The following is a 25,528-nucleotide window of genomic DNA, read 5'->3' as shown; positions in this document are numbered from 1 at the left end:
CTCAGCTCTCCTTGACGAAGAGGTAGCCCTTGCTGCGCACCGTCTTGATGCGGTGCGGCTGGTTGGGATCGTCGCCGATCTTGGGACGGATCCGCGAGACCCGTACGTCGATGGAGCGGTCCTGGCCGTCGTACTTGATGCCGCGCAGCTGGGAGAAGATCTCCTCGCGGGTCAGTACCCGTCCCGCATTGCTGGCCAGCAGCCACAGCAGGTCGAACTCGGCGCTGGTCAGGTCGATGCGCTCGCCTTCCAGCCACGCCTCCCGAGTGGCGCTGTCGATCTCGAGGTTGCCGAAGGTGAGCCGCGGTTCCGCCGAGGCCTCGGCGCTCTCGGCTCGACGAAGCAACGCCCGCATGCGCGCCAGCAGCACCCGGGGCTGCACCGGCTTGGGCACATAGTCGTCGGCGCCCATCTCCAGGCCCAGCACCTGATCCATGTCGTCGGTGCGTGCGGTCAGCATCAGGATCGGGCCCGGATAGTCGCCGCGTACGCGCCGGCAAATCGACAGGCCGTCCTCGCCGGGCAGCATCAGGTCGAGTATCACCAGGTCCGGCTGCAGCGACAGAATCCGTTCCACGCCTCGGGCGCCGTCGGCCTCCAGGGTGACGCGGAAACCGTTGGCCTGCAGGTAATCGCGGGTCAACTCGGCCAGGCGATCATCATCCTCGATGATCAGCACATGATCCTGTTCCCGGGGGTCCAAGCTCTCGTCCATCCTCAAGTTCCATCCTGACAGGCAGGTGATCGGGGCAGCGGCGCCAGGGTGGGGCATACCGCCATTGGCTAAAGGATACCCGAAATCGCCGGATACGCATGCCTGTCGCCAACCAACGACGGTGATACAGCACTGCAGAGGGCGACAGCTCCCCAGGAAGATCACAGATCATCCACAGGGTTATCCACTTGAAGACTGCCAAGACACACACTATCTTGTGTCTCCAGATGATGTGAAACACCACATCCTGTACAGCCAGCCTTTCCGCGCCCTTTCTTTAACAGGCGCTTTTCACAGCCGTTTCAGCGCCGCCTCTCGATCACCAGACAGGGACAACGTCGACATGTCATTCGCTACCTCTCCGGACACGCCGTCCGTCACCGTCACCGCCCCACAGTCCCTGCGCGTCATCAAGCGCACCGGCGACGTGGTGCCCTTCGATGCCGGCAAGATCGCCGTGGCCATGCGCAAGGCGTTCATTGCCGTGGAGGGCGACAACGCCGATGCCTCCTCCCGGGTGCGAGACGTCGTGCAACAGTCCGCCGCTGCCATCGAGCAGGCCTTCCTGCGCCGCCTGCCCGACGGCGGCACCCTGCACATCGAGGACATCCAGGACCAGGTCGAGCTGGCGCTGATGCGCGCCGGCGAGCAGAAGGTCGCCCGCGCCTATGTCCTCTATCGGGAGGCCCACGCCCGGGCCCGCGACGCGACCGGCGATATCGCCAGACCTCACCCCACCCTCAACGTTACCCTTGCCGATGGCACCACGCGCCCGCTGGACCTCGGCCGCATCGAGACCCTGGTGCATGACGCTTGCGAAGGCCTCGACAACGTCGATGCCGACCGCATCGTCGAGGAATCGCTGAAGAACCTCTACGACGGCGTCACCGTCGACGGCGTCTCCCAGGCGCTGATGATGACCGCCCGCACCCTGGTGGAGAAGGAACCCGCCTACACCTACGTCACCGCCCGCCTGCTGCAGGACAACCTGCGCCGCGAAGCGCTCGCCTTCCTCGGCGTGGCGGACGAGGCCACCTTCAGCGAGATGGCCGAGCTCTACAGGCCGGCCTTCCAGGCCTACGTCGCCAAGGGCATCGAGTTCGAGCAGCTCGACCCGCGTCTGGCCGAGTTCGACCTCGAACGCCTGGGCGAGGCGCTGGACCACACCCGCGACAACGCCTTCACCTACCTGGGGCTGCAGACCCTCTACGACCGCTACTTCATCCACCGAGATGACGTGCGCTACGAACTGCCCCAGGTGATGTTCATGCGCGTGGCCATGGGCCTGGCGCTCAATGAGGACGACCGCGAGGCGCGGGCCATCGAATTCTACGCGCTGCTCTCCCGCTTCGACTACATGGCCTCTACCCCGACCCTGTTCAATGCGGGCACCCTGCGCAGCCAGCTCTCCAGCTGCTATCTGACCACCGTGCCCGACGAGCTCGATGGCATCTACAGCGCCATTCGCGACAACGCCCTGCTCTCCAAGTGGGCCGGGGGGCTGGGCAACGACTGGACCCCGGTACGCGCGCTGGGCTCGTACATCAAGGGCACCAACGGCAAGAGCCAGGGCGTGGTGCCCTTCCTCAAGGTGGTCAACGACACCGCCGTGGCGGTCAACCAGGGCGGCAAGCGCAAGGGGGCGGTGTGCGCCTACCTGGAGAGCTGGCACCTGGATATCGAGGAGTTCCTCGAGCTGCGCAAGAATACCGGAGACGACCGCCGCCGCACCCACGACATGAACACCGCCAACTGGGTGCCGGACCTGTTCATGAAGCGGGTCTTCGAGGATGGCGAATGGACGCTCTTCTCGCCCTCCAGCTGCCCGGACCTCCACGACCTCTACGGTGCCGCCTTCGAGACACGCTACGCGGAGTACGAGGCGATGACGCGCACCGGCGAGCTGGGGCTGTTCAAGCGGGTGCGCGCCAAGGACCTGTGGCGCAGGATGCTCTCCATGCTGTTCGAGACCGGCCACCCCTGGATCACCTTCAAGGACCCCTGCAACCTGCGCAGCCCCCAGCAGCACGCCGGTGTGGTGCACTCCTCCAACCTGTGCACCGAGATCACCCTGAACACCTCGGTGGACGAGATCGCCGTGTGCAACCTGGGCTCGGTCAACCTGGCCCAGCACGTGGTCGACGGCGAGCTCGACAACGACAAGCTGCGCCGAACCGTGCGCACCGCCGTGCGCATGCTCGACAACGTCATCGACATCAACTACTACGCGGTGCCCCAGGCCAGGAACTCCAACTTCAAGCATCGCCCGGTGGGGCTGGGCATCATGGGCTTCCAGGACGCCCTCTACGCCCAGGACATCGCCTACGCCAGCGAGGGCGCCGTGGCCTTCGCCGACCGCTCCATGGAGCTGGTCAGCTATCACGCCATCGAGGCCTCCAGCGACCTGTCCGCCGAACGCGGCCACTACGAGAGTTTCGAGGGTTCTCTGTGGAGCCAGGGCATTCTGCCCATCGACTCCCTCGAGAGGCTCAGGATCGAACGCGGCGAGCAGTACCTGGACGTGGACACCTCCGCCACCCAGGAGTGGGGCGTCCTGCGCGACAAGATCGCCGAGCAGGGCATGCGCAACTCCAACGTGATGGCCATCGCCCCCACGGCGACCATCTCCAACATCTGCGGCGTGACTCAGTCCATCGAGCCCACCTACCAGAACCTCTACGTGAAATCGAACCTCTCCGGCGAGTTCACCGTGGTCAACGCCTGCCTGGTCCACGACCTCAAGGCCCGCAGCCTGTGGGACGAGGTAATGATCAACGACCTCAAGTACTACGATGGCTCGGTGCAGCCCATCGAGCGCGTACCCGCCGACCTCAAGGCCAAGTACGCCACCGCCTTCGAGGTGGAACCGAAGTGGCTGGTGGAAGCCGCCGCGCGGCGCCAGAAGTGGATCGACCAGGCCCAGTCGCTGAACCTCTACATTCAGGGGGTCTCCGGCAAGAAGCTCGACGTGACCTACCGCATGGCCTGGCTACGCGGCCTCAAGACGACCTACTACCTGCGCGCCCTGGGCGCCACCTCGGTGGAGAAGTCGACCGTTGAGCGCGGCAACCTCAACGCTGTGAGCAACCAGTCTGCCCCGGCGCCGACCCCGTCGGATGCACCGCCGCGCGAGCCCTCAGCGGGTGGGATGAAAGAGCCCTCAGCGGGGGGTATGAAAGAGCCCCGTGGCGTGGAGGACTTCCTGACCGGCAGGGCGGGCGCGGGCTCGCGAGCACCGAGTGCCTCCGAGATCGACGACCTGGGCTGCGAGGCCTGCCAGTAAGCGCCAAGCGCCTGGCGAGAGGGAAGGCCCCCGCCGCCTTCTCGTTGACACCGAATTAATCCGGACTTCCGACGAGAGAGACTGAGATGCTGAACTGGGACGAATTCCACGAAGACGATAGCGCCGTCGCCGAGGCGCCGGCCATTGCCGAGCCGCCCAAGGCCGAACCGGCCCCGTCCGCCAAGCCGCAGCCCGCCGCCGAGGCTGAAGCCGTGCGCGATGCGAGCGTGAAAGAGAGCGCCGCTCGCTATCAGGCTGCCGACAGCGACCGCCTGGCCCGCGCTCGCGCCTCGCTGGAGGCGCTCGACGTGGCCGCCGGCCTCGAGGAGTTGGAGATGGGGGCGGCGCGCATCGAGGTCGACGACAAGCAGATGATCAACGCCCGCGCCGACCTGAACCAGCTGGTGCCGTTCAAGTACGAGTGGGCCTGGCAGAAGTACCTGGACGGCAGCGCCAACCACTGGATGCCCCAGGAAGTGAACATGAACGCCGATATCGCCCTGTGGAAGAGCCAGGATGGCCTGACCCCGGACGAACGGCGCATCGTCGAGCGCAGCCTCGGCTACTTCTCCACCGCCGATTCGCTGGTGGCCAACAACCTGGTGCTGGCGCTCTACCGGCTGATCACCAACCCGGAGTGCCGCCAGTACCTGCTGCGCCAGGCCTTCGAGGAAGCGATCCACACCCACGCCTACCAGTACTGCGTGGAGTCGCTGAGCATGGACGAGGGGGCGGTCTTCAACATGTACCGCGAAGTGCCCTCGGTGGCCGCCAAGTCGGCCTGGAGCCTCAAGCACACCCAGTCGCTGGCGCGAGCGGACTTCAACACCGGCACGCCGGAGACCGACCAGGAGCTGCTGCGCAACCTGGTGGCCTTCTACTGCGTGACCGAGGGCATCTTCTTCTACTGCGGCTTCAGTCAGATCCTCTCGATGGGCCGGCGCAACAAGATGACCGGCGTGGCCGAGCAGTTCCAGTACATCCTGCGCGACGAGTCCATGCACTTGAACTTCGGCGTGGACATGATCAACCAGATCAAGATCGAGAACCCGCACCTCTGGACCCCCGAGTTCCAGGACGAGGTCACCCAGATGATCCTCGAGGGCACCGAGCTGGAGATCGCCTACGCCCGGGATACCATGCCCCGCGGCGTGCTGGGCATGAACGCGGCGATCATGGAGGAGTACCTGCACTTCATCTGCAACCGCCGCCTGGCCCAGATCGGCTTGAAGGAGCAGTTCCCCGGCGCCAAGAACCCCTTCCCGTGGATGAGCGAGATCATCGATCTGCGCAAGGAGAAGAACTTCTTCGAGACCCGCGTCACCGAGTACCAGGTGGGCGGCGCACTGAGCTGGGACTGAGGGCGAGAGCGACGGCCTGATCCTTCCTTGCTGACAAGGGCCGGCGCCTTCGGGCGCCGGCCCTTGTCGTGGCGCGAGTTTGTCTCGGTCCCGGTTGCGCCCACGGTAGGGGAGAGGATGTCGATGGCGTGCCAGGAGACGGAGCCATGCGGGAAGAGACAGGCAGAAGCGTGATCAAACGGGTCTATGTGCCGCCCCATGTGCGCAAGCTGCCCAGCGGCGAGCGCGTGAGGGTCCCTGGCCACTACAAAGCCCCACCGAGCCGGCGATAGTCGGCGCAGCCCGTGCAGCAACCCATCGTTGGCTACCATCGCGACGAGGTGGGGCACTGGGTGGCCGAGCTGGCCTGCGGCCATTGCCAGCACCTGCGCCACCAACCGCCCTGGGTCGAGCGCCCCTGGGTGCTCAGCGCGGCAGGGCGGCGTTCCCGGCTCGGCCTCCCGCTCGGCTGCGTAAAGTGCGACCGGGGTGAGCCCCGCGATATCCCGTGACGCCGGCATCGTGCGCAGTGGGGCTCGACTATACTGAGGGCCCGAACCGACTGGCGGGAGCCGTCATGCCACGACATGCCCACCGCGTCTGGCCCCTCCTCATTATGGCCACCGGCCTCGCCGTAGCCGGAGCCTGGGCTCAGGAGCCCCCCCACGGCGACCAGGCGACGCCACCTGGCCAGCCCGTCGAACGCATCTCGTTCGACTGGGCCCAAAGCGTGGACAGCCTGAGGGTCCTGGATCTAGAGGGCCGGGAGATCGACGCCGAGGTCGAGCCTCCAGAGGAGCCGGGGCGGATCAGCTTGAGCGTGCCGACACAACGCCCCTTCGTGGTCAAGAGCGAAGAAGTCGAGACCCGTCGCCTCACCTCGGAAGAACGGCAGGTGCTGCCGGGCGGGCTCTTCCTTCCTTCCACCGGCGAGGCCGCAGAGGTTGTCGTGCCCCCGGGGCTCGGTATCACGCCGCTGCCGCCACTGCCACCGAGGCCGTCTACCTGGCTGCGCCTCACTGCCGTGGCCAGCCCGATCCCCGCCACCTGGAACCCCCTGAGCGGCACCTACCACACCGAGCTCATCTTCGGCATTCACCCTTCGGATGAAGATCGCTTCGCCCCTGGCCAGCATCTCGAGCAACCCATCGAAGTCAGGGTGCGGCTGCGGGGCCTCACTACGCGTGAGGCACTGTCTCCCCTGTTGATCGAGGCGCCCGGGCTGGCCAACGAGCGGTCCCTGGTGCTCGACTTCCTGCCCTCGACGGCGAGCCCCACCCTGGAGGTCAGGTCCACCCTCTCGGACGTCAACCTGGCACTCGAGGCGCTGCCTCGGCTGGAGGTCCGTCCCGAATCGACCAGCATGGTGGGGCTCGGGCTGGCCAGAATGGTCATCAACGTCGAGCAGGTGGCGCCCCATGGTGAGCCGCTACGCGTCACTGGCCCGACCCGCATCGCCCTGACGGTCGATGGGCCCGCCACGCCCGACCCCAGCGAACTGCGGCTTGAACCGGATCAGTCCATGGCCTCGTTCGACCTGCGCTCCTCCGGCCTGGCACCGCTGACCGTCACCGCCGTGGCCGGCAGCCTGAGGGGTGAGGCGACCATCCAGCAACGCGTGCCCTGGGGGCCAGTCATCGCCGCCCTGTTCGGCGGCGCCCTGGGAGGGTTCGGCCGTCGCTTCGTCAAGGGAGCGCGCAAGACGTCGACACCACTGCGCCTGCTCGAGGGCGTCATCGTGGCCCTGATTGCCTACGTTGCCGGGGTGCTCGGGGTCGGCTATCTGGCATTGCCGATGGCCGTGGTCGCCACCGAGGCCGGCGCCTTCCTGACCGGTGCGCTAGGCGGATTCATCGGCGTGAATGTACTGGAACGCCTCCAGGAAAAGGCATCCCCGCAAGCCGGCTAGGTGTCTGGCCTCCCCAACGTGATCGGGCCGCCCGAGGGCGGCCCGATGTGTGCCTGGCCTGCCGAGCAGGCCGGCTAACCCTTTGGTCCCATCAGGAACCAGATGATCAGCCCCACCAGTGGGAAGAACAGCAGCACGAGTATCCAGATCAGCTTGGCAACGCCACCGGCCGAGCTCTTGGCCACCTTGACGACGGCCCAGATCACGATGATCAGCCAGATCAGGCCCAGCAGGCCACCTACTTCGATTCCCATTCGACCTCTCCTTAGTCCATTCGGCGAAATGCCTTTTTCATGGTTAGCACAGCCCGCCAGTCTGATACAAAGACCGCCGAGTAGCGAAATGTGTCGGCGCCGTTCCGATGTTCAGTTGGGCGGCAGGTGCCCCACCTTGACGAAGAGCAGCGCGCCCTCCTCGCCCGTGAAGGGCGCATGGCGGCTCTGGTGGGGGCTGCGCAGCCAACTGCCGGCCGGGTAGCGGCCGTGGTCGTCGTGGAAGGATCCCTCCAGCACCAGGATCTCCTCGCCGCCCCGGTGGACATGGGACGCGAAGCGGGTGTTGGGCGCCCAGCGCACCAGGGCCACCTGTTCACCCTCGACCTTGTGCAGGGGCAGGATCGCCTCCCCCGCCGCCGTCCCCGGCCGCCACTCCCCGGCGCGAGTATCGATGGCCTTTTGCTCGGTGTCCTGCGGCGAGAACTGGTGCAGCTTGACGAAGATCGTCGCGCCCTGCGCACCCACCCGGGGCGTATGGGCGGTGCCGATGGGGTTGCGCAGGTAGCTGCCCGCCGGGTAGCGGCCGTGCTCGTCGGCGAACTCCCCCTCCAGCACCAGGATCTCCTCGCCGCCGCCGTGCTCGTGGGAGGGGAAGGTGCTGTTTGGCGCATAGCGCACCAGCGAGGTGGCGCGGGCCACCTCATCGCCGATGCGGTCGAGCATCATCCGCTCCACGCCGGGCGTGGGCGAGTCCACCCAGCGGTAATCCTCGGGAGTGACCACCACCCGCTGGTCGAAGTCGGCATTGAGTCGCATGGTGCCCTCCTCTCGGTCCTGGCCCAGGACTTGCTTGTCCATGGTAAGCCCCTGGTCGGTAGAATGGGGGCTCCCCTCGCCATCCGCAAGGAGTTGCCCTTGGCCATCGACCTTCTCGTCAATGCCCTGATCTTCCTCGCCGCCGCCGTGCTGATCGTGCCGGTGTTCAAGCGCCTGGGGCTCGGCGAGGTGCTAGGCTACCTGGCCGCGGGCGTGGTCATCGGCCCCTCGCTGCTGGCCCTGGTGCCCGACGCCGAGGGGGTGTTGCAGTTCTCCCAGGTGGGCATCGTCTTCCTGCTGTTCGTCATCGGTCTGGAGCTCAAGCCGGCGCGGCTGAAGGTGATGCGCAAGGCGGTGTTCGGCTTCGGCAGCCTGCAGGTCACGGTGACCACCGCCCTGCTTGCCCTGGCCGCCTGGTGGCTGGGGCTTCCGCCGGCCGCCGCCCTGGTGGTGGGCTTCAGCCTGGGACTATGCTCCACCCCCCTGGTGCTGCACCTGCTCGGCGAGCGCAGGGAGCTATCCACCCGCCACGGCCGCCACGCCTTCGCCCTGCTGCTGTTCCAGGACCTGGCGGCGATCCCGGTGCTGGCGGTGATTCCCATCCTGGCCGCCGAGGCCCTGCTGGCCGATGGCGCCGCGCCCCTCGTGCGCGAGGTAATCCTCGCCGCCGGCGCCTTCGCGGCGCTGATCATCGGCGGCCGCTACCTGCTGCGCCCGGTGTTCCACTATGCCGCTGCCACCCGCAGCCGTGAGGTGTTCGCCGCCACCACCCTGCTGGTGGTGATCGGTGCCGCCATGCTGATGGACCTGGCCGGTCTCTCCATGGCACTGGGCGCCTTCATCGCCGGGGTGCTGCTGGCCGACTCCGAATACCGCCACAGCATCGAGGCCGACATCGAGCCCTTCCGAGGCCTGCTGCTGGGTCTCTTCTTCATGGCGGTCGGCATGATGGCCGAGATCGGCCTGCTCGCCATCATGCCGCTGACGGTGCTCGGCCTGACCCTGGGTCTGGTCCTGCTCAAGGGGCTTTCCCTGGTGATAGCCACTCGACTCTATGGCGGCGGCTGGAGGGAGGGCGCCCGCCTCGCCGTGCTGCTCTCCCAGGGTGGCGAGTTCGGCTTCGTGCTGCTCGCCGCGGCGGCCGGCGCCGCCGTGCTCGACCAGGCCCTGGTCAACCTGCTGATCCTGGTGGTCTCGCTCTCCATGGCGACCACGCCGCTGCTCTACCGGCTGCTGACGGTGGCACTGAAACGCTGGGCGAGCCGGCCAGCCGCCCGCGGCTACGACCGCCCGGACGACGAGGCACCACAGATCCTGATCGCCGGCTTCGGCCGTTTCGGCCAGATCATGGGCCGTGCCCTGCAGGGGCTGAAGATTCCCTATACCGTGCTCGACATCAACGCCGACCAGGTGGAGTTCGTGCGCCGCTACGGCAACAAGGTCCACTACGGCGACGCCTCGCGCCTCGACCTGCTGGAAGTTGCCGGCGCCGATCGCGCCCGGGTGCTGGTGGTGGCAGTGGGCGACCCCGAGGCCTCCATGCGCATCGTCGAGCGAGTCAAGCGTCGCTTCCCCCACCTAACCATCTACGCCCGGGCCCGCAACCGCTACCACGCCCACTTGCTGATGCGCGGAGGGGTCACCCATATCGTCCGCGAGCTGCTGCCCGCGAGCCTGGAGCTGACCCGCGACGCCCTGGTGGGGCTAGGCATCCCCCGCGACCGGGCCCAGCACACCATCGACACCTTCCGCGAGCACGACGAAGACGCCCTGCTGCGCCAGCTCGAGGTGTTCGGCAACGAGACCAAGCTGATCCAGACCATCCAGGAGGCGGCCCGGGAGCTGGAGACCCTCTACGAAGCCGACGAGGAGATCACCACCCGCCTGGAGGAGCTTCCCGGCCGGGGCGAGGCCTCCGGCTAGTCGGCGATCCGCCACCACTCCGGCAACCGTGTGCGCACCTCACGCCGGGCGAAGCGATCATCCATCAGCACCACGGTGCCACGATCCTCGGGGCCGCGGATCACACGGCCGGCGGCCTGCACCACCTTGATCAGCCCCGGGACCCGGTAGGCGTAGTCGTCGCCGCAGCCGAAGCGCGCCTGGAGACGCGCCTTGAGGGCCTCGTTGAAGTCGTCGAAGGGCGGCAGGCCCAGGGTGGCGATGAAGGCGCCGATCAGCCGCTCCCCCGGCAGGTCGATGCCCTCGGCGAAGGCACCCCCCAGCACCGCGAAGCCGATGCCCGCTCCGCCCGAAGAAAAGCGCGCCAGAAAGGCGTCGCGCTCGGGCTCACCCATGCCGCGCACCTGGGACCAGGCGGGGATCGACGGGTGCGCCTCGGCGAAGGCCGACCGCGCCCGCTCCAGATAGGCGAAGCTGCTGAAGAAGGCCAGGTAGTTGCCCGGACGGTGGCGATACTGGCCAGCCAGCTCGGCGACGATAGGCGCCAGCGAGGCCTCGCGGTCGCGCAGCCGGGTAGAGATATCGGTGCGCAGGCGCACCTCGAGCTGCTCGGCGGCGAAGGGCGAGGCCACCGACTGCCAGACGGTCTCCTCCGGCAGCCCCAGCAGGTCGCGATGGTAGCCGGGCGGGGCCAGGGTCGCCGAAAACAGCACCGCGCCGTGGGCCGCCCGGAAGCGCAGGGCGAGGAAGTCCGCCGGCACCAGGTTGCGCAGCCCCAACACGGCCCGGCCTCGCCCGTGGCGGACCAGGTCGCACAGCGAATGGTCGCCGAAGGACTCCGCCAGCCGGGTGAAGGCCAGCGCCTCGAAGAGCAACTCCTGCAGCTCGGGGCTGGCATGCTCGGGGTGCTCGCCCAGAGTGTCGGTGATGGCGCTGGCCGCCCCCTGCAAGGCGCCGACCATGCCTCCCGGCAGGTCGTCGAGCACCCGGTAGGCCGGCCGCCCCTTCTCGCCAGCCTCCGCGAGGCCCGCCTCCTTGACCAGCGTCTGCCACTGCCGGACCAGGCGCCCCAGCGGCCGAGCCAGCGCCGGTGGCGCCGCGCGGCGCAGGCGGGCCAACCGGCGCTGGTCGAGCTCGGCGCTGTACATGCCGCGGGCTCGCTCCACCAGGTTGTGGGCCTCGTCCACCAGCAGACCGACCCGCCAGCGGTTGGCCTTCGCCAGGCCGTGGAGCAGCGCATTGGCGTCGAACCAGTGGTTGACGTCGCCGACCACCACATCGGACCAGCGCGCCAGCTCCTGGCCCAGGTAGTAGGGACAGACGCCGTGCTCCCCGGCCACCCGGCGCAGCGTCTCGCGATCGAGCCAGCCCCGGTCGACGGCCGCCTGGCGCGCCGCCGGCAGCCGGTCGTAGAAACCCGCCGCCAATGGGCAGGCCTCGCCGTGGCAGGCTCGGCCCGGGTATTCGCAGGCCTTCTCCCGGGCGGTCAGCTCCAGTACCCGCAGCGGCAGCCTGTCCGGCTCTCTGTCCGGCCCTGGCCCGCGACCGTCATCATCCGGCGCTGCGCTTGTTTCGACGCCCGGTGACGCGCCCGTTTCGGCGCCCGTTTCGGCGCCCGGTGCCGCGCCCAGCTGGCGCAGCGCCGCCAGGGCCAGCGCGCGCCCCGGGGTCTTCATGGTCAGAAAGGCGAGGCGGTCGAGGCCGTGGCGGGGCATGGCCACCAACAGGGGAAAGAGGGTGCCCAGGGTCTTGCCGATGCCGGTCGGGGCCTGGGCCAGCAGGCAGCGGCCGGTGGCCGCCGCCTTGTAGACACCCTCAGCCAGGTCCCGCTGGCCGGGGCGGAAGTCGGCATGGGGGAAGGCGAGTTCACGCAGGGCGGCATCCCGCCGCTCGCGATGATTGGCCTCTTGCTCGGCCCAGGCCAGGAAGCGCCGGCACTGCTGCGCGAGGAAGGCCGACAGCTCGGCGGCATCGAAGTGCTGCTCCAGGCGCGTCTCGCGGCCGCTGGCAATGTCGAGATAGACCAGCGCCAGGGTGATGTCGGGCAGGTTCCGCTCGGCACACAGCAGCGCGCCGTAGGCCTTGGCCTGAGCCCAGTGCAGGGCACGCTGGTTGTCGGCCATCCGCGCCAGGCTGCCGCGATGGGTCTTGACCTCCTCCAGGCAGTTGGCGACCGGGTCATGGCCGTCGGCGCGGCCGCTGACGGCGAGCCCTTCGATCACGCCGCTCAGCGGGACCTCGCGCTCATACCCCTCGCCTCGGCGGCGGGCCACCTCGGCGTGTCCGGCAATGCCCTCCTCGGCGCTGGGCGCCGGGGTGAAGCGGTGGTCGAGATCCCCCTCTCGGGCGGTAAAATCGCACAGGGTGCGCACCGCCACCCGATGCCGCAGCGCCTCGCTCATGCGTCCTGCGCCGCCCAGCGCACATGACAGACGGCGGCGGGAATGCCTCGGGCGCGGAAGAAGGCGAGCCAGCGCCGCTGGTTGTCCTGCAGACGATCGCCCGGGCCCTTCACCTCGATCAGTCGGTAGCGGGGCTGCCCCGGAGGCGCGTCGGGCCGGAACTGGATCAGGTCCGGCAGGCCGGCGCGGTTGGCCTTGAGATCGCCCAGCAGCCGCTCGAAGCAGGCGCGCAGGTGGGCCGGCGGCAGGCACTCCAGCGCCAGCGCCAGCAACGTCTCGTCGAGCGCCCCCCAGTGCACGAAGGGGTTGGCGAGCCCCTGCTTCTCCCGCCAGATGGCCAGGATGGCCTGCCGATAGCGGCCATCGTCGAGCCGCGCCAGGCAGGTCGCGAAGCGCTCCCGGCGACGCACCACGAAGTTCTCCCGATAGAGGTCCGCCGGGCCGATGTGGAAGGGGTGGAAGAAGGCACCGGGCAACGGCGCGAAGAGTGCCTCCCAGCAGAGCAGGCCGAACAGGCCGGTGAGCAGGGTGTTCTCCACGTAGGCCACCGGCGCCGCGTCGCGATGGAGGTGCTCGCACGCCACCCGCTCGACGCCGGGCCGGGGCCCCGGCAGACAGAGCTCGAGACGCTCTGGGGCGGGCTCCGCTTCCCGCGTCAGCGGCGCCAGGCACAGTCGGCGTCGCAGCCGGGGTCGCAGCCGCGCCAGCGCCTGGCTCTCCGCCTCCCCCGGCCCGGTCTCGACCAAGGCTTCCGCCAGCGCATGGGCCTTCGCGTGCTGCCCCTGGCGCTCCAGCAGGCGCAGATGGCGGATTCGCGCCTCCGTGCTGCCTGCCGCTACCGGCCAGCCTGCCTCGTGGTAGAGCGCCAGCGCCCGCTCGCTCTCCCCGGCCCGCTCGGCCTGGCGGCCCAAAGCGACGCCGAGCCGCTGGCGGCGCGCCGCCAGCCAGGCATTGTTCGCGAGCACCGGTGGCAGCTCGGCGGCCAGCGTCGCCACCGTCTCGCCGGCGTCGAGCCGCTCGCGCAGCCGATGCAGGGCCAGGTAGGCGTCCACCTCCTCGCGGCACCGGAAGGCCCGGGAGTCGACGGTAAGGGGCACCCGCTCGAAGCGCTGCACCCCCAGTTCGGCGAGCACGAACTCGGCCCAGCCCTGGCGCAGGTTGCCGAAGAACATCAGCCGCAGCCGATCGCAGGTGGCCATCACCCTCAGGCGCACCACGCGGTCCGGCGCCGCGGGCCACCATGCGTCCAGGGGACGCGCCCCGGCGAGCCGCGGGGCCAGGGCTTCGTGAAGTGCGGCCTTGCCCAGCGAAGCCGGCAACCCGGCGGCACGGATCTCCTCGGCCAGCGCCAGGCGCAGTTCGGGCAGACGCAGCTGCACGAAGAGCTGCTCCGGCGTCAGCGCGGGGTCGCCGTCGACCAGGCCGGCGGCGACCAGCGCCACCAGGGCCGCCTCGGTGTCGCCGATCTCGGGATAGACGAGCCGCGAGGTGCGAAAGTGCTCGCCCTTGCGCGTCACCATGCGCACCAGCAGCGCCCGGGAGGCCCTGGGCAGAGCCTCGAAGACGGCAAGGAAGCGCCGCTCCTCGTCGCTGAGCAAGTCGCCATGGCGCTCGGCCACCCAGCCCAGCACGAACTGGAAGTTCGCCAGGTAGTAGAAGGGATCCTCGAGGGAGGCGGCGGGCGAGATACTGTTCATGTATCCATGGTATCAGCCCTCGTCGGCCGGCTCACCGTTTCTCGGGGCTGAGCCGGCGACAGGCCTAGTCGATGACGCCTCGGCTGAGCTCGGCGACCACCTGGGCGGCGGGCATCTCGCGGCAGCAGCTGGCGTTCTGGCCGGCCCACAGCGGCGAGTAGTCGCCGAGCCCCCGGGCCTCGGCGTCGGCACGCAGCGGGGCAATGGCAGCAGTGGCCAGGGGAAAGGCCGGCGCGGCATCACTCATCGGCCCCAGCTCGCACATCAGCCGGGTGACGATGCCGCGGGCCGGACGGCCGCTGTAGAGGTTGGTGAGCGCCGTGTGGCAGGCGGCATCGCTCATCAGCGCCCGGCGGTGAATCACCGAGATGGTCGACTCGGGACAGCACAGGAAAGCGGTGCCGACCTGGACGGCGTCGGCGCCCAGTGCACGCGCCGCCGCCACGCCGCGGGCATCCGCGATGCCCCCGGCGGCGATCAACGGCACGTCAACTGACGCGCGCACCTGAGGCAGCAGGGCAAAGGTGCCGACCTGGGTGGTCAGGTCCTCGGTGAGGAAGATACCGCGGTGGCCGCCGGCCTCCAGCCCCTGAACGATGATGGCGTCGGCGCCGTTGGCCTCGAGCCACTCGGCCTCCTCCACGGTGGTCGCCGAAGAAAGCACCACGGCTCCCCAGGCCTTGACCCGCTCGAGCAGCGCGGCCTCCGGCAGCCCGAAGTGAAAGCTCACCACCTCCGGTCGGAAGGGCTCGATCACATCGCAGGCCGCCGCATCGAAGGGCCGGCGGCCGGTCCCCGCCGGCACGGCGTCGATATCCAGGCCGAACTCAGCGTAGTAAGGCGCGAGGGCCGCTTGCCAGCGCGCCATGGCGTCGGCATCCGGCACGGGCGGCACGTGTGTGAAGAAGTTAACGTTGATCGGCGCGGAAGTAGTGCGGCGGATCACGGCGAGCTCCTCGGCCATCGCCTCGGACGAGAGCATGGCGCAGGGCAGCGCGCCGAGGCCACCGGCTCGGGCCACGGCGATGGCCAGCTTGCTGCCCTGGGCGCCGGCCATGGGGGCCTGGAGGATAGGCAGCGCAATGCCGAGGGTATGAGTCAGGCTCATCGGGTCTCTCCCGGTTCGTTTGGGTCGGTGGCATCCCCGGCACGGCGCCAGGGCCGGTGTTCGCCCAGAGTATCGGCCGCGAAGGCGCCGCGCTCGCCGAGGGGCTTGGGCTCACCGGTGGTGGTGTCATGATGGGTCTGGCGTTCCATTTCAGTGTTGATCTCGGCGCCCAGCAAAACGACGAAGGCCGTCAGCCAGAACCACATCATCAGCACCACCACCGCGCCCAGCGAGCCGTAGAGCTCGCCGAGGTGCGCCACATGGCGAACATAGAGCGACAGCCCGCCGGACCCCAGCAGCCACAGCAAAATCGCGATGACGGTGCCGACACTGACCCACTCCCAGCGCGCGGTAGTGCGATTGGGGCCGAAGCGATAGAGCACGGCGATGGAGAACATCATCACAAGCAACAGTACCGGCCAGCGCAACAGTCCGATTTGATAGGTTGGGGTGTCGTCCAGGCCGAGCGTGGCGACGGCCAGTGGGAAGAGCGCAACGATGGCGATGGTGATCAGGGTCAACATGATCAGGCCGACGGTCATGGCGGCAACCACCAGGACCCGGTGGATCAATCCCCGCGACCCCTTCTCGCCGTAGACGGCGTTCAGGCCGGTGATGATTCCCTGTACCCCCTTGGAGGCGACGAACATCGCCACGACCACACTACCCAGTGCCGTCAGGCTGAGGCCGGTACCGGTGTTCTCGCCGATCTTGCGGGCCTGGTCGTCGATAAGGCTCGCGACATCGGGTGGCAGATAGCGGGATATCTCGCCGATCTGGCGAGCCATCTCATGGGGATCGAACACCAGCGCCCACAGCGAGATGATCGCGGCGATGGTGGGAAACAAAGAGAGCAGGGAATAGAAGGCGATGCCAGCGGCGAGCAGGGTAACGCGATCGCTGGCCAGCGACTGACGAACCCGCCACAGGATATCGAGCCAACCGAGACCAGGGATTTGCTTGGGCTGTTCGGCGCGACGGCCGCGGGGTCGATCGGTCATGAAAACCTCAATCACTGCGCGCCGGATGCAGGACCATGCGCGCGTCGCGGATCTCGATGTCGAAGCGATTGAGGAAGCTCATGCCGAGCAGTGCCACGTCGCCCTCCATCCCGGGACTGATGGAGCCGCGCACCTCGCGGGCCGCGAAGCCGCCGAGGCTCACCTCGTCGAGGGTAGTGAGGTCGCCGCGCACACGACCATTGGCGGTATTGAACCAGGCGCTACCGGTTGTTTCCAGCCTCAGCCGGTCGGCCAGTTCCGAAGAGACGGCCACGTAGGTGGCGCCGGTATCGAGCAGGAACTCCACCGGCTCGCCGTTGATGCGTCCGGTGGCCAGGAAGTGTCCGGCCCGGTTTCGCTCCAGCACAACCGGCTCACCGTCTCCGCTCACGGCATTGACCAGGTGAGCATTGGGATTGCGCTGCCCCTCGAGGTAGCCGTGAAACCACCAGGTCCCGGCACCGATGAACAGCATCCAGAACAGCAGCATCATGCCGAGCCCGGTGCGCCGAACCGTTCTGTTGTCATCGCTCATGGCACGCCCCCCGGGCCGTTGGTAAGCACTGGCGTCGGTGCGTTGACACCCGACCTCCCGCTGTCTGTACTGAATGCCGTCCGCTCGAACACTCGATCTATCACAAGGATAACGCCCCCTGCAGGACAGCATTCAGGCTTCGACCCCCGCTCGCGTCCATCATTCCCTTGCCGCCGGCCACTGCGCGACTTCCTGGCGAGGTGACGGCAACCGGCGTGACCGGCCGACCTCGACGAGGTCGGCCGGCTTGAAGCGGCGCGTCACTCCTGCCGCCACAGTTCCCACCAGCCGCCATCCTCGGCGGACTGCTCCCAGCCCCAGTGACCGCTCAGCCGCGCCCCGGCGTCGAGGGCCTCGAAACGTCCCTGCCCGTACTCCGCCCCCAGGCGCCAGACGAAGTGCAGCCGCCCCTCGGCCACCTCGCCCTCCAGATGCCCCACCCCCAGGCCATAGCTGAAGATCCCCGAGACCCGGTCACCCTGTCGCTCGAGCCGCACCAGCACCGGCAGGCTGCCCGAGGCATCGCCCAGTTCGCCCTGGAAGGTACCGACATAGTGGCGAGCAGGGTCCGCCGGGGCTGTCGAGGCAGCGCCGCCCCCTCCCGGCACGACCAGCTCGCCCTGCCGGCGTGGCCCCAGGCCGGTGGGCTCGGTGGCCCGGCCGAGGCGCAGGATACCCTCCTGGATCTCGGGGTCGTCCATGAAGGCTGCCAACCGCCAGATCTCCTCGGCGGCCCCCTGCAGGGCGGTCCGCATGGCAGCAGGGTCCGGCTCGGCCCGGGCAAAGGCGTCGCGGTATTCCCCGAGGGCCGAGGCCAGCCCACGCAGGCGATCGGAGGTCAGCGGATGGGTGGCCTGGTCCAGGTAGGCCCGATAGGCCGCCTCGTCGGCGAAGTGCCAGCGGTTGGGCTCCCAGTGGGCCATCAGGGTAAAGAAGAACGCCATGCCCAACGGCGGATAGGCGAGTCGGGCCATCACCTCCAGGGCGAAGTCATCGGCCTCGGCCTCGTGGCGGCGGGCCGCCTCCCGGGAGACCTCGGGGCCATAGCCGGGATGACGGTGCAGGGCATGGCCCAACTCGTGGAGCAGCACGAAGACCAGCGACGAGGTGTAGAGCTTGCCGTAGAGGTCCATGACCGCGTCATGGTCGCGCACGTCCTCGGGAATGCCGAGGGTCTCCAGCGGCAACGGATAGCGGCCGCCGGGAAAGGTATCCCGCTCGCGGTGGCGCAGCATGGTCAGGTACTGGGTGGGGGTCTCGATGGACAGCCCCTCGAGCTGCAACCAGGCGGTGGCCAGGGCCAGGTCGCCGAACAGGCGCAGGGAGGTCACCGACATCACCACCTGGCGGCGCCCGTCGGCCAGGGTCTGCTGGACGTAGCAGAAGGGCTCAGCCTCGGGCAGGGGACAGCGCAGAGGAAACACCAGGGTAACATCCGCCAGGCGCTGGCGCTCCTCGGGCTCCAGCGCTGGCAGCAGGCTCTCCCGGTAGACGCCGCGGATGTCCGCCGGGGTGATGGCGGCCCAGTGGGTCAGGGTGGCCTCGTCGTAGAGCGACTGGAGGGCGAGCGCCGGCGCGGCCAGCAGCCAGAGGGCCAGGCCGAGTAGGGCCCCTCGCCCGCGTCTCACGGCTTTGCCCCACCCTGGTGGTAGAGCGCCGCCGGGATAGCGAAACGCCCATCGGGCGGCTCGCCCCGGGCGTCGCTCTGCCCCACCCAGGCGGCGAAGTCGGCATGGGAGCCCCACGCCTCCTGCCAGCCACCCTGCAGCAGGCGCAGCTTGACCTGGCGCAGATCGCTGCGCTGGGCGACGGCATCCGCCCCCTCGGCCGAGGAGGCGGCGTCCAGGGCATTGAGCGTGAAAAGCAGACGCCGCAGCTGGGCCAGTTCGAACTCGGCATCCCGGGGGCGTCCAGGCGAGGCGGTGTCCGAGGGCACCACCCCGGAGTAGTGGCGCAGGACCGGCTCGCCGCCGACCGCCGCCTGGGCCGGCGGAGCCGCCGGGGCGTGGGTGGCCTGCACGGCGCTGTAGAGGGAAATGCCCAGCGCGATGCTGCCGAACAGGGCGAAGAAGAGCCCGGGCGCCGCCCGGTTGAGCATGACCTCGGCGCCGCCGGGCAGCGTCACCTTGCCGTCGCTGCCGCGCTGGGTGGGCACGGCCAAAAAGAGGCGATACCCGAGGTAGATGGCCATGCCGGCGAACAGCACGACCAGGATGCGCTCCAGGGCACGCAGGGTCACGGGATCCACGGCGACACTCTTCAGGAGATGGGAGGGAGTCTGTTCAGTCTAGCCGCCCAGGGCCCGCAGCACGAGATAGCTTCCCATGGCCAGCAAGCCCAGGAAGAAGGCCCGCCGGAAGCTCGTCTCGGAGAGTCGACGGCGCAGCCGCTGCCCCATCCGCATGCCAACCAGCGCCGGTGCCAGGGCCAGGGTGGAGAGCCCGAGCAGCTCGCCGGTGAGCAGATTCTCCCCACCCATGGCCAGCCCCAGGGAGAGGGTGCAGGCGGTGAACAGGATGCCCATGGACTGGATGAGCTGGTCCCGCGGCAGACCCAGGGCCTGGAGATAGGCCACCCCGGGGAACACCGAGGAGCCGGTCATGCCGGTCAAGAGCCCATTGGTCACCCCGCAGCCCACCCCCGCACCGCGCTCGTGGCGTACCGGCAGCACCATCCGCGCCATGCCAAGGTTGAGCAGCGCATAGCCGACGATCAGCACGCCGAGCAGCAGCGACAGCCAGCGAGACTCGACGCGCGCTAGCACCATCACCCCCGGCCAGACGGCCACCACCGAGGTAACCAGGAAGGGCCAGAGCCGGCACACGATGGCCAACAGCTGCCCCCCCACCAGGGCCTGCCAGACATTGGTGACAATGGTCGGCACCAGCAACAGCGCCATGGCCGGCTGCAGGCCCAAGGTCGCGGCGAGCAGCGCCAGCGACACCGTGGGCATGCCCATGCCGATCACGCCCTTGACCCCACCGGCGATCAGGAAGGTGACGGCGATCAGCAGCAGCGTCAGCGGCTCCAGCATGGCTGCCCTTCCCGCTCAGGCCCGGCCATTGCGCGCCTCCCACTCTGCCGCCGCGCGCTGGCCGCGGGCCTGGTCGACGGCCAGGCAGATCAGGATGGCGACGATAAACAGGGCGGCGCAGAGCAGGATCGAGGCCTGCAGGCCCACCACTGTCTGCAGCAGGCCGAGTGCCACGATGCCGAACACCCCGGCCAGCTTGTTGGCCAGCCCCCAGAAGCCGAAGAACTCGGCGGCCTTGCGCCTCGGCGAGAAGAGCCCCACCAGGGCGCGGCTGGCCGACTGGCTGGAGCCCAGCGAGAGTCCCGCCAGGCAGCCCACGACGAGGAAGAGGTGCTGGGCCTCCCAGCCGAGCCCGAGGCGAGCGTTGAGGAAGGCGGTGAGCTCCGGGGTGGCCCAGATGGCGATGATCGCCGCCACCCACAGCCCCAGGGTGAACAGGTAGGTGACCTTGGTGCCGATGCGATCCTGGATGAAGCCGAAGCCAAGGGCGCCGGCCGCCGCGGTGATCTGCACGATGATGAACATGATGTTGCGGATTGACTCGTCCCAGCCGATCACCTGGGCGCCGTAGATGAAGGCGAAGGCGATGATGATGTAGACCCCCGCCATGGAGAAGAGCAGCGAGACCAGGAAGATGCCCAGGTCGCGGAAGCGCCTGAGCTCATGCAGGGTGGTGGCGACCCGCTCCCAGGCGATCTCCCGGTAGGGCTTGCCCGGCGGCTGCGGGGTGCCGCGCTCCTTGACCCACAGGAAGGTGGGAATCGCCGTGACCAGGAAGAAGCCCGCCGCAAAGGGGCCCACCCAGCGGATGCGCTCGAAGTTCTCCGCCGTGGCCTCGCCCAGCGCCACCAGGGTGAAGCCCGCGGCGAAGAGCCCGCCCACGTAGCCCAGCGCCCAGCCGAAGCCGGAGATCTTGCCCATGTCCTCGGGCGGGCCCAGGTCGGGCAGGAAGGCGGCGATGAAGGACTCGCCCATGGAGTAGGCGTAGTTGGAGACCACGATCAACAGCAGGCCCAGCACCACATAGCCCGGCGCCACGAAGTAGAGCATGGCGGTGGTCGCCACGGTGGCCAGGTAGCTGGCGAACAGGAAGCGCTTCTTCGAGGCTTGGTAGTCCATCACCGCCCCACACAAGGGGCCGGTGACCACCACCAGCAGGTAGCTCGTGGCCAACGCCAGGCTCCACAGGAAGTTGGCCAGCCGGTAGCCGTCGCCGCGATCACCGACGATCACCGTGGTGAACAGCTCGCCGAACACCACGGTGATGATCAGCAGGGTATAGGCCTGGTTGGCGAAGTCGAACATCGCCCAGCCGAGGATCTCCTTGCGCGAAGCGCGGGTCCGCGGCGGCGTGACGCTGGTCAGGGGGGGCATGGGCTTTCCTTGCGGGTCGAGACGGCAAGCCTATCAGCATGCGCCGGAGGGGCACCATCCAGGGCTGCCGGGGGACGCGACGCGCCTCAGCGGCAGAGCCGGAAGCCGCGCATGCCGAAATGGAAGTGATCGGCATGCGCGGCGTTGTAGTCGGGGCCCAGCACGTTGCCGAAGAGGTCGCAGGCCCCGTCCCGGGTCTGGCGGAGGAACTCGCCCCGGGTGCTCTCCTCGTCCCAGTGGTCAAGCAGGCGAATCTCGCGGCCATCGGCCAGCCGGAAGGCGGCCACGTCCAGCGCCTCGGCGGTGGCATGCTCGCTGGGCCGTCCCTCCTCACGCCCGTAGACATTGCGGCAAGCGAAGCTGCCGTAGTGCTCCACCCTCGCCACCCGGCTCCCCAGCACCGACTCGGCGGCGGGCTGCAGCCGCTGCCGCTCATAGATCGTCCAGGCCAGCGCTAGCGGACAGCGGGCCACGAAGCCGGCATTGAAGTCGACGCCACTGGACTGGATCCGCACCACGTTCTCCAGTGGGCAGCCGGCCACGGGCTCGTGATCCGCCAGCGGGGTATAGAGCAGTTCGCCCTCCGGCACCGTGGCCAGGGCCGCGAGGCAGCCTTCGCGGTCGTCGGCCAGGCGGTGCAGTTTCCACTTCGTTACCGGGGTCAGAGGGTCATCGACCTGCAGGGGCTCGGCGGGATGCCAGTGGCGCGGAATCGCAGACTCGAAGCGCCACCAGGCCAGCGCCAGGGCGCCGGCCAGCAACATGAGGATCAGCAGTCCGCGCATCGACCCGGCGTGCGCCTAGACGAGATCCCGGGGAATGATCTCGTCCCAGGTCCGGGCAAGGATCCGGGTATCGCCCTCCCAGGCATCCAGGGTGGCGCGGATGCGGAAATTGTCCGGGTCGCTGGTCATCAGGGTGCGGGTCAGGGTGTGTACCTCCCAGTCGCCGCGCTTGAAGCTGCGCTGCCATTCCGTCCAGCCACTGATGCTGTCGTAGCTGCCGTAGGAATACTGATAACGCTCGGTGACCCGGGCGGCGATCTCCAGATCGATATCATCGATCCGGTAGCGCCCCTCGTCATTGATCACTTCCAGGGTGGTCCTGTCGTTGGCCAGGTCTCGAATCACTCGCCAGGTCTCCTGGGTCGGCTGCAACAGCGTCTTGGCCAGCGGCGGCGCCCCCTCGGGTTCGGGAAATGGCGCCAGCGCCGCCTCCTCCTCGGGGCGCGGTGCTCGCACGGGGAGCAGCAAACGACTCTTCGCCGGCCAGACGGTGATACGCGTCGGCTTTGGGGCCGGCCAGGCCAGCGGCCAGTAGCTGGTGGAGAGCGACAGGCGAATGGCGTGGCCGGCGGCGAACTGCTGGGCGATGTGCTTGAGCGGGATACGCACCCGGTAGCGTCTGCCCGGCTCCACGGGTTCGGGAAACTCATCGCTGTCGCGATGGGTCAGGTTGAGCAGGCCATAGGAGACACGGGTGGCCTTGTCGTCCTCGCCGATATCCGAGAGGCGCAGCGCCACCATGGCCACCGGCTGGTCGGCGGTGAGCTCGAGCTCGACCATTGGCGACCCGCAGATCTCCAATGGCGCCTCCAGGCGAGGTGTCTGAAAGATAAGCGACCCGCCGTCCTCGTCGCGCTGGTCGTGGGGCAGGTCCGGCGGGGCATTGTAGGAGCACCACTTGCCGGCATAGAGCCCCACCGAGAGCGGCGAGCGGATGTCCAGGGTGGCGTCCTCGTCCTGGCCGTCGGCTTCGGGCAAGAGGTCATGCCCGGCGGTGAGCCGGAACGAGCTTGGCAGGATATTCGGCGATGGCCACGCCGGCTCGGCGATCCAGCGACCGGGGCGCTCCTCGTAACGCGCCGAGGGCGGCACCGACTCCTGCATCCAGACCCGCAACATGGGCTCATCCATGATTCCGGTGTCGATACCCTTGAGCCAGCGGTCCCACCAGCGCAGCGACTCCTGCAGGAAGCCGATGGCCGGCCCCGGCACGCCCAGGTGCGGATACTTGTGGGACCAGGGGCCGACCAGCCCCTTACGCGGCACCGAAAGTCCCTCCAGCACCCGAAAGACGGCATTGCAGTAGCCGTCGGCCCAGCCGCTGACGGCATAGACCGGGCATTGGATGGCCGAATAGTCCTCGCACACCGAGCCGTGCTTCCAGTAGTCATCGCGACGCTGGTGCTCGAGCCACTGGGCCAACCACAGGCCACTGCCGTCGAGGCGCTCGAGCCACATCTCGCGCCAACGCTCTCCCACCAGGTCGGGGTCCGGCGGGCAGGCATTGCCGTCGAACATGGTCGAGGCCCAGGAGAGGTTGTCGGCCAGCAGGCAGCCGCCCATGTGGTGGATGTCGTCGGCGTAGCGATCGTCGGTGAAGCACAGCGTGATCACCGCCTTGAGCTGTGTGGGGCGCAGTGCAGCGATCTGCAGGCCGTTGAAGCCGCCCCAGGAGATGCCGATCATCCCCACCTCGCCGGTGCACCAGGGTTGAGCCTCGAGCCAGGAGAGGATCTCCAGGCCATCATCCAGCTCCTGGGGCAGGTACTCGTCGGTGAGCACGCCATCGGAATCGCCGGTGCCGCGGATGTCGACCCGCACCCCGGCGTAGCCGTGGCCGGCCCAGTAGGGATGCATCTGGACGTCGCGCTCGGAGGTGAGGTCGCGCTTGCGGTAGGGCAGGTACTCGAGGATGGCCGGCACCGGATGGCGTTCGGCATCCACGGGGCGCCAGATACGGGCGCCCAGGCGGGTGCCGTCCGCCAGGGAGATCCAGGTCTCCTCCTCCTGCACCCGGCACGGAAAATCATTCACGATACGCATGGCGCTGCTCTCCTTGTCATCAGCCCTGGATCTCGTCGAACTCGAAGGTCAAGCGTGCCACCAGTTGGTCATAGTCCGCGAGCAGCTGCTCGGCCGTAGCCGCGCCCAGATAGACATGTGCCAGTGCAAAACTGTAGGTGTCCTGCTCGGGCAAGGAGGAGAGCCGCTGCCCCTCTTCGACCTGTATGGCGATCTGGCAGCCGGGGAAGTCGGCCAGAAGTTCCGCGAGTTCCGCGTCCGTGGGGACCCGTGTCACCACTGCGTCGGTAAAGAATACCCGGTGGAAGAACTTGGCCGCGATGGGAAATTCCCCCTTGCGACGGGGCATGTCGGGGCGTTGTCCGAGCCCGAGATCGATGGTGACCTGCTGGTTGCTGACCCCGTCGACCTTTTCGAAGAGGTCGCAATGGGATTGCGATATGCGTGTGTTGATCTCCAGCAGCCAGATGCGCCCCTGCACCTCGTCCCAGAAGTACTCGACGTTGAAGGCGGCGTTGTCGTAGCCGATATGGGTCATGATGGTGTCGGTCAGCTTGACCATGGTGGCCTGGATATTCTCGGGCAACCCCGAGGGATAGCGGTAGTGAAAGAAGCTCAGCACCTGGGGATAGCGCAGCGAATCGACAATACCGTAGCTGAGCACCTCGCCCTCGAAGACGTAGCCTTCCACGGTGCACTGCCAGCCGCCGATGATCTCCTCGGCCATGCAGAAGTGGCCATCCACGGCGGCGATTTCCGGAGGCAGGTGGGCATGCTTCAGCACCGTATTGAAGGGGTCGGCGATGGTGCCGATGGAGTCTCGGAGCTGCGCGATGGCATGGTAGAAGTCCTCCGGGGTGTCGATGCGAAAGCCCAGCCGCGACCCGGAGGACTTGATCGGCTTGACGAAGAAGGGGAAATAGAGGCCCGCTTCGCCGATATGCGTCATCGCCTCGTCATCGAAGGGGTCGAAGGCCGTGAAGGCGGGGATGTGATCGGGGATCACCTCGCGCTGGACCCGGCGACTCCAGTACTTGTGCTCGCACTTGAGCAGGCTCTCCAGGGAAGTACTGCGCGTGCCGAAGCGTTCGCAGAGGATCGGCAGCATGGTCGAGACCGGGAAGTCCATGTAGCCGACGATGGCGTCGATGGTGCCGTCGAAGGCCTCGAGCCGTGCCGTCGCCTCGTCGAGCATGGCGCCGATGTCGAAGAGCTCGGTATCGTAGACCGCCTCGGGCTCGATCACCCCGAGGAAACGGTATCGCTCGGCACCGCGCAGCGTCTCGAGTCGCTCCCGGTTGAAGTCGTTCAACCCCACCACGAAGATATTCTTGTGCTCATTCACGGACTGCTCCCCCAGGCTGGCAAAGTCGCCATCTCAGGAGCATAG

Annotated in this window: 20 protein-coding genes; 5 read left to right on the top strand and 15 right to left on the bottom strand. The window is 68.3% G+C overall.

The features are described from left to right. Position 1: 1 nt before the first annotated feature. Entirely contained in the window at positions 2-715 is a 714-nt protein-coding gene (locus ACM26W_RS03480; protein WP_416139480.1) for a winged helix-turn-helix domain-containing protein, read from the bottom strand. Between the two features lie 343 nt (positions 716-1,058). On the opposite strand from ACM26W_RS03480, the gene ACM26W_RS03475 reads away from it, so the two are divergent. The 4 genes from ACM26W_RS03475 to ACM26W_RS03460 all read left to right on the top strand — a co-directional run bounded on the left by ACM26W_RS03475 (position 1,059) and on the right by ACM26W_RS03460 (position 7,247). Then, complete coding sequence (locus ACM26W_RS03475) at positions 1,059-3,998, top strand: ribonucleoside-diphosphate reductase subunit alpha (protein ID WP_416139479.1); 2,940 nt, start codon at positions 1,059-1,061, stop codon at positions 3,996-3,998. A gap of 86 nt (positions 3,999-4,084) precedes the next feature. Then, entirely contained in the window at positions 4,085-5,359 is a 1,275-nt protein-coding gene (locus tag ACM26W_RS03470; RefSeq protein WP_416139478.1) for a ribonucleotide-diphosphate reductase subunit beta, read from the top strand. Between the two features lie 284 nt (positions 5,360-5,643). Then, positions 5,644-5,850 (top strand): DUF3565 domain-containing protein, encoded by a 207-nt coding sequence (locus ACM26W_RS03465; RefSeq protein ID WP_416139477.1) that lies wholly within the window; start codon positions 5,644-5,646, stop codon positions 5,848-5,850. Between the two features lie 65 nt (positions 5,851-5,915). Then, on the top strand, positions 5,916-7,247 hold the full coding sequence (locus ACM26W_RS03460) for a hypothetical protein (protein ID WP_416139476.1): 1,332 nt from the start codon (positions 5,916-5,918) through the stop codon (positions 7,245-7,247). 74 nt (positions 7,248-7,321) lie between these two features. Here ACM26W_RS03460 and ACM26W_RS03455 read toward each other — a convergent pair whose 3' ends face one another. Together ACM26W_RS03455 and ACM26W_RS03450 are read right to left on the bottom strand one after the other, a co-directional pair. After that, positions 7,322-7,501, bottom strand: coding sequence for a PLDc N-terminal domain-containing protein (locus tag ACM26W_RS03455; RefSeq protein ID WP_416139475.1), 180 nt, complete (start codon positions 7,499-7,501; stop codon positions 7,322-7,324). Positions 7,502-7,612: 111 nt separating this feature from the next. Continuing rightward, positions 7,613-8,278, bottom strand: coding sequence for a cupin domain-containing protein (locus ACM26W_RS03450; protein ID WP_416140805.1), 666 nt, complete (start codon positions 8,276-8,278; stop codon positions 7,613-7,615). 99 nt (positions 8,279-8,377) lie between these two features. On the opposite strand from ACM26W_RS03450, the gene ACM26W_RS03445 reads away from it, so the two are divergent. Next, positions 8,378-10,201, top strand: coding sequence for a monovalent cation:proton antiporter-2 (CPA2) family protein (locus tag ACM26W_RS03445; protein ID WP_416139474.1), 1,824 nt, complete (start codon positions 8,378-8,380; stop codon positions 10,199-10,201). Here the strand turns inward: ACM26W_RS03445 and ACM26W_RS03440 are convergent. The 12 genes from ACM26W_RS03440 to ACM26W_RS03385 form a co-directional block, all read right to left on the bottom strand. Further along, positions 10,198-12,582: an ATP-dependent DNA helicase gene (locus ACM26W_RS03440; RefSeq protein WP_416139473.1), complete on the bottom strand. Its 2,385-nt coding sequence runs from the start codon at positions 12,580-12,582 to the stop codon at positions 10,198-10,200. The genes ACM26W_RS03445 and ACM26W_RS03440 overlap by 4 nt on opposite strands. After that, complete coding sequence (locus ACM26W_RS03435) at positions 12,579-14,279, bottom strand: VRR-NUC domain-containing protein (RefSeq protein WP_416139472.1); 1,701 nt, start codon at positions 14,277-14,279, stop codon at positions 12,579-12,581. The genes ACM26W_RS03440 and ACM26W_RS03435 overlap by 4 nt, the downstream gene beginning before the upstream one ends. A 64-nt stretch (positions 14,280-14,343) precedes the next feature. After that, positions 14,344-15,387 (bottom strand): NAD(P)H-dependent flavin oxidoreductase, encoded by a 1,044-nt coding sequence (locus tag ACM26W_RS03430; protein ID WP_416139471.1) that lies wholly within the window; start codon positions 15,385-15,387, stop codon positions 14,344-14,346. Further along, positions 15,384-16,388: a YihY/virulence factor BrkB family protein gene (locus tag ACM26W_RS03425; RefSeq protein WP_416139470.1), complete on the bottom strand. Its 1,005-nt coding sequence runs from the start codon at positions 16,386-16,388 to the stop codon at positions 15,384-15,386. Before ACM26W_RS03425 ends, ACM26W_RS03430 begins: the two co-directional genes overlap by 4 nt. A 7-nt stretch (positions 16,389-16,395) precedes the next feature. Beyond that, on the bottom strand, positions 16,396-16,923 hold the full coding sequence (locus ACM26W_RS03420; RefSeq protein ID WP_416139469.1) for a retropepsin-like aspartic protease family protein: 528 nt from the start codon (positions 16,921-16,923) through the stop codon (positions 16,396-16,398). A 260-nt stretch (positions 16,924-17,183) separates the two neighbouring features. Beyond that, positions 17,184-18,551, bottom strand: a complete 1,368-nt coding sequence (locus ACM26W_RS03415; RefSeq protein ID WP_416139468.1) for a hypothetical protein — start codon at positions 18,549-18,551, stop codon at positions 17,184-17,186. Next, positions 18,548-19,171 carry a hypothetical protein gene (locus tag ACM26W_RS03410; protein ID WP_416139467.1) on the bottom strand — a complete coding sequence of 208 codons (624 nt, stop codon included), beginning with the start codon at positions 19,169-19,171 and terminating at the stop codon, positions 18,548-18,550. The genes ACM26W_RS03415 and ACM26W_RS03410 overlap by 4 nt, the downstream gene beginning before the upstream one ends. 39 nt (positions 19,172-19,210) lie before the next feature. Continuing rightward, positions 19,211-19,957 carry a sulfite exporter TauE/SafE family protein gene (locus ACM26W_RS03405; RefSeq protein ID WP_416139466.1) on the bottom strand — a complete coding sequence of 249 codons (747 nt, stop codon included), beginning with the start codon at positions 19,955-19,957 and terminating at the stop codon, positions 19,211-19,213. Positions 19,958-19,972: 15 nt separating this feature from the next. Next, entirely contained in the window at positions 19,973-21,331 is a 1,359-nt protein-coding gene (locus tag ACM26W_RS03400; protein ID WP_416139465.1) for an MFS transporter, read from the bottom strand. An 86-nt stretch (positions 21,332-21,417) separates the two neighbouring features. After that, the gene (locus ACM26W_RS03395) at positions 21,418-22,116 is read right to left on the bottom strand and encodes an extensin family protein (protein ID WP_416139464.1); all 699 of its coding nucleotides are present in this window, start codon (positions 22,114-22,116) and stop codon (positions 21,418-21,420) included. A 15-nt stretch (positions 22,117-22,131) separates the two neighbouring features. Beyond that, positions 22,132-24,159, bottom strand: coding sequence for a CocE/NonD family hydrolase (locus ACM26W_RS03390; protein ID WP_416139463.1), 2,028 nt, complete (start codon positions 24,157-24,159; stop codon positions 22,132-22,134). A 19-nt stretch (positions 24,160-24,178) separates the two neighbouring features. Next, positions 24,179-25,483 (bottom strand): ATP-grasp domain-containing protein, encoded by a 1,305-nt coding sequence (locus tag ACM26W_RS03385; RefSeq protein ID WP_416139462.1) that lies wholly within the window; start codon positions 25,481-25,483, stop codon positions 24,179-24,181. Positions 25,484-25,528: the final 45 nt, after the last annotated feature.

Source organism: Halomonas sp. HK25 (assembly GCF_047795635.1).
Classification (GTDB): Bacteria; Pseudomonadota; Gammaproteobacteria; order Pseudomonadales; family Halomonadaceae; genus Halomonas.
This window is presented reverse-complemented; position numbering and strand designations above follow the sequence as displayed.

What these genes read in the sequence shown, in the direction of transcription:
- ACM26W_RS03480 (WP_416139480.1), bottom strand. Translation starts at nt 715, where the DNA reads ATGGACGAGAGCTTGGACCCCCGGGAACAGGATCATGTGCTGATCATC.
- ACM26W_RS03475 (WP_416139479.1), top strand. Translation starts at nt 1,059, where the DNA reads ATGTCATTCGCTACCTCTCCGGACACGCCGTCCGTCACCGTCACCGCC.
- ACM26W_RS03470 (WP_416139478.1), top strand. Translation starts at nt 4,085, where the DNA reads ATGCTGAACTGGGACGAATTCCACGAAGACGATAGCGCCGTCGCCGAG.
- ACM26W_RS03460 (WP_416139476.1), top strand. Translation starts at nt 5,916, where the DNA reads ATGCCACGACATGCCCACCGCGTCTGGCCCCTCCTCATTATGGCCACC.
- ACM26W_RS03455 (WP_416139475.1), bottom strand. Translation starts at nt 7,501, where the DNA reads ATGGGAATCGAAGTAGGTGGCCTGCTGGGCCTGATCTGGCTGATCATC.
- ACM26W_RS03450 (WP_416140805.1), bottom strand. Translation starts at nt 8,278, where the DNA reads ATGCGACTCAATGCCGACTTCGACCAGCGGGTGGTGGTCACTCCCGAG.
- ACM26W_RS03440 (WP_416139473.1), bottom strand. Translation starts at nt 12,582, where the DNA reads ATGAGCGAGGCGCTGCGGCATCGGGTGGCGGTGCGCACCCTGTGCGAT.
- ACM26W_RS03435 (WP_416139472.1), bottom strand. Translation starts at nt 14,279, where the DNA reads ATGAACAGTATCTCGCCCGCCGCCTCCCTCGAGGATCCCTTCTACTAC.
- ACM26W_RS03430 (WP_416139471.1), bottom strand. Translation starts at nt 15,387, where the DNA reads ATGAGCCTGACTCATACCCTCGGCATTGCGCTGCCTATCCTCCAGGCC.
- ACM26W_RS03425 (WP_416139470.1), bottom strand. Translation starts at nt 16,388, where the DNA reads ATGACCGATCGACCCCGCGGCCGTCGCGCCGAACAGCCCAAGCAAATC.
- ACM26W_RS03420 (WP_416139469.1), bottom strand. Translation starts at nt 16,923, where the DNA reads ATGAGCGATGACAACAGAACGGTTCGGCGCACCGGGCTCGGCATGATG.
- ACM26W_RS03405 (WP_416139466.1), bottom strand. Translation starts at nt 19,957, where the DNA reads ATGCTGGAGCCGCTGACGCTGCTGCTGATCGCCGTCACCTTCCTGATC.
- ACM26W_RS03400 (WP_416139465.1), bottom strand. Translation starts at nt 21,331, where the DNA reads ATGCCCCCCCTGACCAGCGTCACGCCGCCGCGGACCCGCGCTTCGCGC.
- ACM26W_RS03395 (WP_416139464.1), bottom strand. Translation starts at nt 22,116, where the DNA reads ATGCGCGGACTGCTGATCCTCATGTTGCTGGCCGGCGCCCTGGCGCTG.
- ACM26W_RS03390 (WP_416139463.1), bottom strand. Translation starts at nt 24,159, where the DNA reads ATGCGTATCGTGAATGATTTTCCGTGCCGGGTGCAGGAGGAGGAGACC.